We start from the raw sequence: 10,936 nt of genomic DNA, 5'->3' as shown, positions 1-10,936 counted from the left end.
CGGGCCCTGTTCCCCGGGGACGTACGTGCCGGATCCGCCGAGCCGCCACCCGCCTTGTCGAACGCCGTCGTGGAACTGCGCGTCATCACGTACGAGCCGGTCGGCCCCCAAGCTGTGCAGGGTGGAGTCGTCCCGGCCGTGCGGGCCTACTCCCTCAGCGGGCAAGCCGACGAGGAGCACGGGGGGCCACCCACCATGGCGCTGCGCGCCGCCATCGCCGGCACCTGACCTTCAGCTCCCAACGCCGGTAGCGACACCCGCCAACCTCACCCCCGGCTCGCTCGCCACCACCGCCTCCGCCCCCTCGCCGGTGCGCCACGCGTACGCCATGTCGCGGGCGTTGAAGCCGCAGGCGATCACGCCGTCGGCGGTCAGGACGATGAGGCCACCGTTGGCGCCCTGGGCGGCGACCTCGTCGAGGGCGAGCCTCGTGGCAGCGCTCAGCTCCATTCCCGCGTCGAAGCGGTCGGCGAGGCCCTTGGCGGTCACGGCGCGGATGAACGCCTCGCCGTCGCCGGTGCACGAGACGCCAACCCGCCGCGTGGCGAGGGTGCCCGCCCCAACCAGCGGCGCGTCGCCCACCCGGCCCGGCCACTTCCCCAGCAGGCCGCCCGTGCTGGTGGCCGCCGCCAGCATCCCCGCCTCGTCGAGCGCCACGGCGCCAACCGTCGCGGAACCCTCCGGTCGCTCGTGCTGCGCCTCGCGCCACCGTGCGAGCGCCGCGCGGGTGCGCGGCGTGAGGAGCTCGGCGTTCCCTATCGGCTCGGCCACCAGGGCGTCCGCGCCGGCGCCGACGATCAGCGCGTGCGGCGAGCGCAACCGCACCTCGTCTGCCAGCAGGATGGGGTTGCGGGCGCGCGTCACCGCCGCCACTGCGCCGCTACTGCCGTCGGAGCTCATGATGGCGGCGTCGCACTGCACCACGCCGTCGCGGTTGGGCGAGCCGCCGGTGCCCGCGTTGAACGCCTGCTTATCGTCCTCCATCGTCGTCACGGCCGCCAGCACGGCGGCCACGGCCGTGCCGCCACCGGCCAGCACCTCGAACCCGGCGTCGCGGGCGCGCTCGAGCCCCGCCACGTAGGCCGCCTTGTCGGCGGCGTCGATCCGCCCCGCCCCGCCATGGATGACTATCGCTACCATCCCTGATGCTACTTCGTGGCGGGCGACGGCCGCGCCGACCGAGGGCGGGCGCGGCCGGGCGCGCGTGGGTGGCGGCGGGTCGCGCGAGCGCCCGCGTCGCCCTAGGGCCGCTCCTCGGGGCCTGCGTGCGCGGCCCTCAGCTCGCCAACCTCGTACTCGATGGCCTCCAGGAACGCCTCCCGTTTGGCGGGTTCCAGCAGGAGCTTGAGCTGCACCGTGGGCCAACCGGCGCGCTGGGTCGGCGGGATCACGAGCCCGGCGACGCGCTGGAAGCGCCCTATCAGCCCGTCGAGGGCGCGCTCGTCCGAGAAGGGCGCCACGTGCCTCAGGTTGTTGAGCGCGATGCGGTACTCCCCATCGGAAGTGACGCTCCCGAGGTGTAGCCGCACGCTCCCCAGCTGGAGGTGCAGCTTCGCGTTGCCCTGCTTGCGCTTCCGCCCGAAGCTGACGGTGACGCCCAGCCCGCGCAAGCGGTCGAGGATCGCGCGCGCGAGGCTCGCCTCCGCCGCGGGCAGCGCCGCCAGCAGCGCCGGCTCGTCCCAGTGGAGCCACTCGCCCCCTCCGGCCTGCTTGCGCTTGATGGCCTTGGCGGTCTGGCCAACCGAGCGCGGCACAAGGGTCTGTACGCCCCCGTCGGCCCCGACGTACTGCCTCACCTCGACGGCGCGCACCTCGGTGGCGTGCATCTGCTCGTTCAGGAACTCGACCACGCGCTGCACCTCGAGCGGGATCTCGTCCGCCACGAACACCAGCCTCATCCGCCCGGCATCGAGGTTCTGAGCGACGCGCGACCAGAAGCCGTCTCGTTCCTCGTCCTCGTCGAGGAACTCGGCCAGGGCCATGGCGGGATCGGCCTTCAGGCCCGAGCACGTGGCCTCGAAGTCACGAGCGAGGCTCTCCGCCGACCAGAAGCTGGCGGCGTTGGCGGCGTAGTCGAGCATCTGGCCGATCATCTCGCGCCTGATGCGTGAATCGCTAGAGCGCTTCACCTCCACCAGCACCGGGACGCCGTCCCGGTCGACGAACAGGTGATCCACGGACCAGCGCCCCGGACCGGCGGCGGCGTCCGGCACCGGGGCCTCGCGCCGCACCAGGAGGAGCTGCGCTCCCTCCTGCAAGATGGCGGTGGACAAGAGCTCGGGGTACCTCTCGAGCAGCACCTGCAGCTTGTCCTCCGTGGCGTAGGGGCTTTGGGCCAGCTTGACGAGGCCCCGCGTGCCGCTCAACAGGAACACTTCGTTCTCGGCCATGGTGGCCGCCATCAGAACGCGGAGAGGCGCCCCGTGACGCCGGGAAAGGTCACACCTGCGGCGGCGGTGGCGAGGGGATGGCCCGCTCACGGCGGGGCGCCCGCGGCGTCAACCGCGTCACCCGGATTCGGATAACATGCCTGCCTGATGGCCACCCGGGGGCACTTCACCGAGCCGACCACCGACTACTGGCAACGCCTAGTGCCCGAGGCCGAGCTGCCGGACGGCGCCCGCCCCGGCGACGGCCCCTGGCGCTACGGCTACCCGGTGAAGCTCCCCGACGGCCGGTACCTCGTGCTCCCCATCCGGCAGCTGGCCAAGGACCCGGCCACGGCGGTCGCCTCCCTCATCAGCAACCAGGCGGCGCTGGAGGTGGTGGAGGCGCTCGGCGTGATGATCGCCCGGTTGCTGGCCCCCTACTCGCCCGACGTGGTCGTGGGCATGCCCACCCTCGGACTCGCCTTCGCGCCCGTCGTGGCCAGGGAGTTGGGGTTGGGCCGGATGGTGCCGCTGGGCTACTCCCGCAAGTACTGGTACGACGAGACCGCCTCCGCCACGGTGCGCTCGATCACCGCCCCGGACGACACCAAGCGCGTCTACCTCGACCCGAACCTCCTGCCCCTCATCCGCGGCCGCCGCGTGGTGCTCGTCGACGACGCGGTCAGTAGCGGCGCCACCCTCGACGCGCCCTGGCAGCTGGTCGAGTCGCTCGGCGCCGAGGTGCTCGCCTGCGGCGTTGCCATGCGCCAGAGCGAACGCTGGGTCCACACCCTCGGGCCGGAACGGGCGGCCAAGGTGGTGGGCGTGTTCGACACGCCCATGTTGAGCGCGGTGGCGGACGGGTGGGTCAGGCGGTAGAGGCCACGCGTCCGCGCGCATGGCCACGTGGGACCCCCTCGTGCGAGCCTCCCAGCCGCTCCGACCCGACGGATAGAACGACACTACCTGCCGCAGCTCCTGCCTAGGCTGTCCCCACTGGCCGCCAACCAGCGCCCGACCCGGGCCTCGGAAGCGGCGCAGCGGGGTCAACGAGAGGAGCAACGTCATGAAGGACGCGCGAGAGCTGGATGACACGTCGACGACCGCGGAACGGTCCGCGACCACGGAAGGCCGGAACGCGCCCCAGGGGCGACCCGCCACCACGAGCGTGCCCGACGGACCGGCGCGCGAGCCGACCAAGGCGCCCCCGGGCAAGCACGTGCGCCGGCGCCTCCTGGCGGCGTTCGCGACTGCGCTGCTCCTCGGGGCTCCCACGGTGGCGTTGGCCGACTACAGCCTCCGCCTGGGAGCGGTCTTCCCCGGCTGGACGGAACTGCGCCGCACGGGAACCGACGGGCAGGTGCACGAGTCCATGACCGACCTCGCCCGCCGCTACGCGCTGCAGCTGGGCCGCTTCTGCTCGCTCCCCGAGGTGTTCCTGCGCGACTCGAGCTCGAGCATCCTCACCGCACTCGTGTTCTACGAGGGTTTCCTCCCCTACGGGTCCAGCGAGCGCGTGCTCCTCGACTCCGTTGACCAGCGGGTATCCATCGTCACTTCGAGCTACGGCTCCGAGACGCTCGTCCTACTGGTGCGGCTCGACCGCCTCGGCGTCGCCATGGCCGCATGCTCGATCTGACCGCACCCGCGGGTGGCAACCGCGCCAGCCACAAGAGGATCGTGCTGAACGCGGAGCAACAGCGGTCGGTCGCCACTTGGTTCGTAAGGCTGGCGCGTAACCACCTGGGCCTGTCGGAGGTCCGTGCCGGCCCGATAGTGGTGGAGGCGCTCGCGCGCCTCACGCCCGACGAGACGATGAGCAAGATGACCATGTTCAGGACGATGGTCGAAGAGATGAGGACGTACCAGACCGACCCCGCCGCCTACGAGGCGCGGGTCCGGGCCACCGAGTACGAGGTCGTCGCGTTGAAGCAGGACGCGCCCTCCGACCTGGGCACCATCAGTCCCGACCTGCTCCGCCTGTTCGCCCCCGCTACCGTTCCTCTGGCGTACGGATCCGACGATGAGTGGTGGCACTTCGCCTACCACTACCCGGACGGCGGCGAGATCGACGGTCCGGCCCTCGCTCGGCTCGTCGGCTGGGAGCTGGACGCCCTAGCCGAGTACGTGCGTGAGCACCACAGGGAGGCGGTCCGGTGGCGGGGCAGCCTGGTCGACCTGCGGTTGACACTGCTGCACCTGACTCGCGCGGTGCGGTTCGCCGGCGGCCTCGGGGACGACCCGGAGTCGCAACGTGAGGTGCGGAGCCTGTTGAGCGCCATCGCCGCTTTGCAGCCGCCGGAGGGACTCAACTAGCGGCCCGATCGGCCGCTCACCCAGCGCTCCAGCCTCCCGAGGAACGACGCTTCTGCACGCTCGCCCACGTGCCGAACGTTCCACAGGGCCCCGGTTCGAACCGCCACGGCCCCGGAGAAGTGGCCTAACCAGGTGGCACTAGCGGGCAAAGGCTCGCCGGGCGCGTGCGCCTGGGTCAGGACAGCTACGGCGTTGCGTTCAACATAGCCACGCATGCTAGTTGGGCCGGGCTCGTCGAGAACAGGCAGCACTGTGACGAGTAGGCGAGTCAGGTAAGCCGACACTCGTTCTTCGAGTTCCCGTTCACCCGCCACCACTTCGCGCGGAGCCGTCGCCCCCACCCCCCACGATGGGTGGGTTGCTCCGTCCCTATTCAGCAAGGCAACCCCCACGTGCTTCCGGAACACCGACCCGCGGTGGTTGCCGAGCCCGGAGGCCGTGCCCTTGTGCTGACTCAACCTGGACCACAAAGTCGACCTCGCCTGCGGGTTCAACGCGTGCGTGCCCACGCGGACGATGCGGTAAGGAGCCGCGCCATCGTCGCGCTTCTCCATGGGATCCAGGAAGAAGTAGACCCCTCGCTCGGGCCAGCGCATGGCGCTCGAGCATGCCCCCAAGGGCGCGACGCCGAACCTCTCCGCCATCTGCATCACCAGGGCGTGTAGGTCGTCCACGTCGTCACTCCCTCTCGTCACCGGCGAGAGGAGCTTCCTGGCCGCCTTGAGGACCGAACCCAGTGGGGTCGGCGGTTCCGACCTGAGTGGCGTCGCCGGGGCTGCCGCCACAACGCGCACACGGGGCGCGTTGGCCGCACGGCGCACGCGAGGCGCGACGTTGCCCGCCACCGCCAGCCAGTGCAACTGCTCGCCAATCCCGAGCCCTTCCATCGGGACGCTGACCTGCACGCCGCGCGCCCTCAACGCGCCAATGAGCCCCTCTCGATAGCGTTGACCCGCCAGCATGATCACCTTGTCGCCTGACCGAAGCACGACCTCGAGCTGACGGAGGACGCCCGCCGCCCACGCCCGCCGCTCCCGGGAACCCATCTCGTTCAGGGTCTCGTCGTACGGCTCGATCACCCGCCCTGGGTCGACGAGGCCGTACTTCGCCGACAGCACGTACCACCCGTCGGCCACCGCTTCGGCGTATCCGCTAGCCTTCCGGAACCAGGGGGAGGTGTATAGATCGCGGGCTGCCGCGGCACGTGGGCGCTTCATTGAGACGCACGACACTAGGGCGATCGTGCGCGGCGCGCTAGGGCCGGTCGAAGCTACCTCAGTCGTAGGAACAGACACTCGCCTTCATCTCCCCCGCTAGGCGGTCGAGCGACCGTTGCCAACCATCGCCTCGGCGGTGTTGACACCAACCTCGAACCCCCCCGATAGTGAACCACGATAGGCTTTCCCGCTGCCAGTCGAGCTTCAAGTGGTTCAGCACCGGGGAAGCCCCCTCCACCACGAGGTAACGTCCTTGCGCAGAAGGAGTGGAAATGCGGAGCCGGATAGCCGTAGCCCAGATCGATTGCACGCTCGGTGACGTGGCCGCCAACCTAGCGAAGATCGACCAGTTCACGAGGTCGGCCGTCGAGGGCGGCGCTGGTCTCGTCATCTTCCCGGAGCTCGCGACCACCGGATACTTCATCGCTGACCGGATCAATGAACTCGCCGAGCCCATCCCCGGACCAACTACGGATGCCCTCGCCGAAGTGGCAAGGGCCCAGGGAGCCTGGCTCGTGGTTGGTATGGCCGAGGCTCGTGCCGGTAAGCATCACAACGTCTCGGTCCTGATCTCGCCAGCCGGTCTAGAGGGCGTCTACCGGAAGGTCCACCTGTTCGACTCCGAGAAGACGACCTTCACCCCCGATGTCGAGCCGGCGTTGTTCGACACGCCGTTCGGGAAGATCGCCCTCACCATCTGTTACGACCTTCTCTTCCCCGAGTACATCCGCTCTCTCGTGCTTGCCGGGGCCGACGTGATCGTGAACAGCACGAACTGGATCGCGGACTCCTACCAGCGCGAGGTCTGGGGGTGGACCGGCGAACGCACCGAAGCGTTGGCGTCGATCCGCGCGCTCGAGAACACGACCTTCGTGGCCATGGCAGCGCGAACCGGCGGGGAGCTACACTTCGCGAGCCTGGGGCACTCCTGCATCTGCTCGCCGTCCGGAGCTCCCTTGGCCGTCGTCGCGGACGGTGAGGGCATCGCCATCGCAGACGTGGTGACCGAGTCCCCTGACCTAGCGCGCTGGCGCTCCATAGCCACCTACCTCAAGGACCGCCGCGTCGACCTCTACCGTGCTTGGGAGGCCTGAGACGCCGCCAGATCTGTGGTCTCAAGTCGGCAAAGGGGGGCGGCCGGCGTTCATCGCGGTCGTCCTGCTCATCGTCGTTGGGACGGCAGCCTCGGCCCCGTTCGCGACCACTGGGAACGCTTTGAACGTCTTGAGGCAGGTGGCGCCGCTCGGCGTGCTCGCCCTGGGCCAAACCATCGTGCTCCTAGCGGGCGGCATCGACCTCTCCGTCGGGATGCTGATCGGGCTGGCCGTTCCCCTCGGCGCGTTGACGATGGCCGGGAACGACGCGCAGGTCGTGCCGGCCATCTTGGTGATGCTTGGGCTCGGCCTTGCCGTTGGCATCGTGAACGGTGTGCTCGTCGCGTGGGCAGGCGCACATCCGTTCGTCCTTACCTTCGGGATGATGGCGCTCTTGCAGGGGGTCACCTTCCTGCTGACGAACTACCGCACCGTGGGCAAGACGGCACCTTCGTTCGCGGCGTTCTTCACCGCTGAGTTCGTGCTGCCAGGCGCCGCCTGGGTGCTCACCGTTCTCGCGCTCGCCACGGGGTTCGTACTTCGTTACACGCGTCTAGGTCGATACCTGTTGGCTACCGGCAGCCACGCCGAGTACGCCAGGCGCGCTGGGATCCGCGTGAAGCGCACGACCTTGATCGCCTACATGCTCTCCGGTCTGTTCGCAGGCTTCGGGGCGGTACTGGTGCTCGCTCGGCTACAGGCAGGCTACCCTCTCGCCGGAAGCGGGTTCGAACTGCAGGCGATCGTCGCGGCCATCCTTGGCGGCGCCGCGTTCTCCGGGGGACAAGGCAGCGTCTTCGGAGCCCTGGCTGGCGCGCTCGTTCTCGCGCTCGTGGCTAACCTGCTCAACCTTCTAGGCGTCTCGGCCTACCTCCAACAGGTCGTGATGGGCGGGATCATCGTGGGAGTGGTCGGGCTGCGCGCGGCCACCGGGCGCAGGCGGTTCCTCGTACACTCCTGGACGAACGCCAAGGCTCCGTGAAGTCACTCGACTGGCGGACCCACGGGATCTGGTTGGCCGTGATCGTCCTGGCGCTGGTCGCCATACCGATCGCACCGGGCTTCCTGAGCCCCCGCAACCTCTTGAACCTGCTTAGGCAAGCGGCGCCGCTCGGGATAGTGTCACTCGGCATCACGCTCGTCATGGTGGCGCGGCGCGTGGACCTCAGCGTCGGAGCGATCGCGTCGCTGGCGGCCGTCATGAGCGCCGCCCTGATGGGTGGAAGCGACTCAAGGCTGCCGCTGGCGCTGGGCAGCGCCGTCCTCATGGGGGCGGTGGTCGGCTGGCTCAACGGGCTACTCGTCGCCAGAGGGCGGCTGGAGCCGTTCGTGACCACTCTCGGCGTGGCCATCTTACTGACGGGAGTCAACCGTCTCGTCACGGGCGGCACGGCGTTCGGAGTGCTCGCCCCAAGCTTCCGGAAGGTACTGAACGGGCGCTGGGGGTCGGTTCCGATCGTCGTGGTGGTGCTCGTGCTGCTGATCGTTGTGGCGGCCTACGTCTTGCACAAGACTCGTTTCGGCCGCGCCCTCTACCTGACCGGGGCGAACGAGGCTGCGGCCTGGCTTTCCGGCGTCAAGACGAGACGCGCCGTGATCGGCGCGTACGTGATATCGGGTGTCACAGGGGCCATCGCAGGCATCCTCCTTCTCGCCAGGTACGGCATCTCCGGGAACCTCATCGGCGAAGGCTACGAGTTCGACGCCTTGGCCGCGGCCGTCCTAGGAGGCACGACCTTCGAGGGAGGAAAGGGGAGCATCGCCGGCACCGTGGCCGGCGTTCTCCTGCTCTCCATGGCGTATACGCTCGTCCTGATGGGCGGCTTAAGCTACCACTGGCAGTTGATCGTTCGAGGAGGGATCATCATCGGAGCCGTCACCCTTTACGCCATCACTCAACGCAAGGCCCGTTCCTAGGAAGGAGAACACGACGATGATTCTTGGATCCACCGCCGTCAGAGCGCGCACCTGGCTGCTCGCCCTGCTTCTCTGCCTCGCCGCCCCGGCAGCGGCCGCGCAGGCAACCGTCGACACCTCAGGCTTCGCCGCCACGCCCCCTTGGAAGATCGGTGTTTCCGCCGGATACTTGAGTAATTCCTGGGTCGTCTTCGCGTTGCAGTACATCAAGTACGAGGCCTCGCTACACCCAGAGGTCGGCGAGATCATCGTGACGGACGCGGGCTTCGACGCCAACAAGCAGGTCGCGGACATCGAGGACCTCCTCAGCCAAGGGATCGACCTGCTGATCTTCTGGGCCGTCGACAACGAGTCGGTGCAGCCGGCACTCGATAGGGCAGCTTCGCAAGGCGTGCCCATCGTCAGCGTGGGCGAGCCGTCGCCCTTGCCGCAGGTGACTAGCCAGGCCAGCATCGACCAGTACGCGCTCGGGCACCTCGTCGCGGAGCACCTCGCCACTGACATGAACGGCCAAGGTGGCGTGGTCGCGATGCTTCCTCTCCCCGGAACCTACGCCGCCACCGCACAGTTGGAGGCCCTCAACGACGTGCTCGCCGCCAACCCGGGCATGCAGCTCCTGAGTGTCGAGTACGGCCAGTGGAGCCGCTCCGAGTCGAAGCGGATCACCGAGAACCTGCTCCTCCGCTACCCCCGAATCGACGGCGTCTTCTCGCCCTCCGGTCAGATGTCGCTCGGCATAGCCGAGGCGTTCGACGAAGCCGGCCGCCTGGACGAAGTGACCTTCTCTCCTGGCGACGAGTACAACGGCTGGCTGAAGTGGGTAGCCGAGCATGGCCAGGGTGGGGCGGTCACCTTCCCCACGCGCGCCGGCCAGGTCGCTATGCAGCTTGCCGTGGCAATCTTGAAGGGCGAGCCCGTACCCGCGAACGAGCCTGTCGCCTCCGAGTACGTGAGCCCCGCCGACAACGCCAACTGGGTGGAACTGGACCGGCCGGACGACTGGTGGGCCACGGAGTTGCCAGAGGATTGGAAGCCGGCGCCCTAACGTGACGCGAGAGCCCGTACTTGCCGCCCACGGGGTGAGCAAGTCGTTCGGGACCACCGCAGCACTCTCGAACGTGGACTTCGCCTGTTACCCGGGCGAAGTCCACGCCCTTGTCGGCCAGAACGGCGCCGGCAAGTCGACCCTCATGAACCTGCTCGCGGGCGTGTTCGCACCCTCGAGCGGCCATCTGACGCTAGGGGGTAGCAGGGCCACGTTCCGTCATCCCGTGGAGGCGCGCCGCGCCGGGATCCGAGTCGTATACCAGACCCCCGACCTCGTTCCCCACCTGAACGTTGCCGAGAACCTGTTCCTTGGCGAGGAGCCCGCCACCAGGCTCGGGGTGCTCTCCCAGCGGCGTCTCTACCAGGACGCAGCCCGCATCAGCAGCGAGCTGGAGCTGGGCCTACCGCTCCGCGCACCGGTGACCAGCCTCTCACCAAGCCAACAGCAACTGGTCACGGTCGCCCGCGCCATGGCCACGCGCAGCGACACGATCGCGGCAGGCGCCCGCGTCCTCATCCTCGACGAGCCCACAGCCGCCCTCAGCCCGGGCGAGGCTGGCCACCTGTTCCGACTCATCGAGCGGCTCAAGGAACGCGGCACGGCCGTCGTCTATATTTCGCACCGGCTCGAAGAGGTACTCGACATCGCCGACACGATCAGCATCCTGCGTGACGGCAGTCTGGTGGAGACCGTCCCACGCGAGAAGGTGACGCGAGAGAGGCTCATCCGCCAGATGACGGGTGGCGACATCACCGAGCGTTCCCGGCGCGAGCACGACAGTAGCAAGGGCGCAGCTCTGCTGCGTGTACGGGACCTGGAAGCTGCCGGCCTTGGGCCGTTCGCTCTCGACCTGCACCCTGGAGAGATCCTTGGCGTTGCCGGGCTCGTGGGATCGGGGCGCACCGAGCTACTGCGCCTGGTCTTCGGCGCCGACCGCAGGAGTGGTGGCAGCGTAGAACTCAACGGAACCGCTCT

The 10,936-nt window shown here is 69.0% G+C and carries 12 protein-coding genes; 9 read left to right on the top strand and 3 right to left on the bottom strand.

What is annotated here, in order from left to right; all coding sequences use genetic code 11:
* Positions 1-54 precede the first annotated feature (54 nt).
* Positions 55-228 (top strand): hypothetical protein, encoded by a 174-nt coding sequence (locus H3C53_12565; GenBank protein MBW7917498.1) that lies wholly within the window; start codon positions 55-57, stop codon positions 226-228.
* Positions 229-231: 3 nt separating this feature from the next.
* On the opposite strand, the gene H3C53_12560 is transcribed toward H3C53_12565, so the two are convergent.
* Together H3C53_12560 and H3C53_12555 are read right to left on the bottom strand one after the other, a co-directional pair.
* Entirely contained in the window at positions 232-1,140 is a 909-nt protein-coding gene (locus H3C53_12560; protein MBW7917497.1) for an isoaspartyl peptidase/L-asparaginase, read from the bottom strand.
* A gap of 101 nt (positions 1,141-1,241) precedes the next feature.
* Positions 1,242-2,390 carry a hypothetical protein gene (locus H3C53_12555; protein MBW7917496.1) on the bottom strand — a complete coding sequence of 383 codons (1,149 nt, stop codon included), beginning with the start codon at positions 2,388-2,390 and terminating at the stop codon, positions 1,242-1,244.
* Between the two features lie 147 nt (positions 2,391-2,537).
* On the opposite strand from H3C53_12555, the gene H3C53_12550 reads away from it, so the two are divergent.
* From H3C53_12550 to H3C53_12540, 3 genes are all read left to right on the top strand, one after another.
* A complete protein-coding gene (locus tag H3C53_12550; protein MBW7917495.1) occupies positions 2,538-3,248 on the top strand; it encodes a phosphoribosyltransferase in 711 nt (236 codons plus the stop codon).
* 187 nt (positions 3,249-3,435) lie between these two features.
* Positions 3,436-4,008 (top strand): hypothetical protein, encoded by a 573-nt coding sequence (locus H3C53_12545; protein MBW7917494.1) that lies wholly within the window; start codon positions 3,436-3,438, stop codon positions 4,006-4,008.
* A complete protein-coding gene (locus H3C53_12540; GenBank protein ID MBW7917493.1) occupies positions 3,996-4,685 on the top strand; it encodes a hypothetical protein in 690 nt (229 codons plus the stop codon). The genes H3C53_12545 and H3C53_12540 overlap by 13 nt, the downstream gene beginning before the upstream one ends.
* Here the strand turns inward: H3C53_12540 and H3C53_12535 are convergent.
* On the bottom strand, positions 4,682-5,821 hold the full coding sequence (locus H3C53_12535) for a hypothetical protein (protein MBW7917492.1): 1,140 nt from the start codon (positions 5,819-5,821) through the stop codon (positions 4,682-4,684). The genes H3C53_12540 and H3C53_12535 overlap by 4 nt on opposite strands.
* Before the next feature lie 353 nt (positions 5,822-6,174).
* Between H3C53_12535 and H3C53_12530 the strand changes: the two genes are divergently transcribed.
* The 5 genes from H3C53_12530 to H3C53_12510 all read left to right on the top strand — a co-directional run.
* On the top strand, positions 6,175-6,996 hold the full coding sequence (locus tag H3C53_12530; protein MBW7917491.1) for a carbon-nitrogen hydrolase family protein: 822 nt from the start codon (positions 6,175-6,177) through the stop codon (positions 6,994-6,996).
* 121 nt (positions 6,997-7,117) lie between these two features.
* Complete coding sequence (locus H3C53_12525; GenBank protein MBW7917490.1) at positions 7,118-7,978, top strand: ABC transporter permease; 861 nt, start codon at positions 7,118-7,120, stop codon at positions 7,976-7,978.
* On the top strand, positions 7,975-8,913 hold the full coding sequence (locus tag H3C53_12520) for an ABC transporter permease (GenBank protein MBW7917489.1): 939 nt from the start codon (positions 7,975-7,977) through the stop codon (positions 8,911-8,913). The genes H3C53_12525 and H3C53_12520 overlap by 4 nt, the downstream gene beginning before the upstream one ends.
* Positions 8,914-8,929: 16 nt before the next feature.
* On the top strand, positions 8,930-9,958 hold the full coding sequence (locus tag H3C53_12515) for a substrate-binding domain-containing protein (protein MBW7917488.1): 1,029 nt from the start codon (positions 8,930-8,932) through the stop codon (positions 9,956-9,958).
* 1 nt (position 9,959) lies between these two features.
* Positions 9,960-10,936 (top strand): sugar ABC transporter ATP-binding protein (locus H3C53_12510; protein MBW7917487.1); only part of this gene is annotated, 977 nt, incomplete at its 3' end.

The organism is Trueperaceae bacterium (assembly GCA_019454765.1).
In the GTDB taxonomy this organism is placed as follows: Bacteria; Deinococcota; Deinococci; order Deinococcales; family Trueperaceae; genus JAAYYF01.
Note: the sequence above shows the minus strand (reverse complement) of the source record. Positions and strands in the feature narration are given on the sequence as shown.

Bases quoted from the DNA above. Each gene is read 5' to 3' on its own strand.
- H3C53_12540 (MBW7917493.1), top strand. From the start codon at position 3,996: ATGCTCGATCTGACCGCACCCGCGGGTGGCAACCGCGCCAGCCACAAG.
- H3C53_12515 (MBW7917488.1), top strand. From the start codon at position 8,930: ATGATTCTTGGATCCACCGCCGTCAGAGCGCGCACCTGGCTGCTCGCC.
- H3C53_12560 (MBW7917497.1), bottom strand. From the start codon at position 1,140: ATGGTAGCGATAGTCATCCATGGCGGGGCGGGGCGGATCGACGCCGCC.
- H3C53_12550 (MBW7917495.1), top strand. From the start codon at position 2,538: ATGGCCACCCGGGGGCACTTCACCGAGCCGACCACCGACTACTGGCAA.
- H3C53_12530 (MBW7917491.1), top strand. From the start codon at position 6,175: ATGCGGAGCCGGATAGCCGTAGCCCAGATCGATTGCACGCTCGGTGAC.
- H3C53_12555 (MBW7917496.1), bottom strand. From the start codon at position 2,390: ATGGCCGAGAACGAAGTGTTCCTGTTGAGCGGCACGCGGGGCCTCGTC.
- H3C53_12545 (MBW7917494.1), top strand. From the start codon at position 3,436: ATGAAGGACGCGCGAGAGCTGGATGACACGTCGACGACCGCGGAACGG.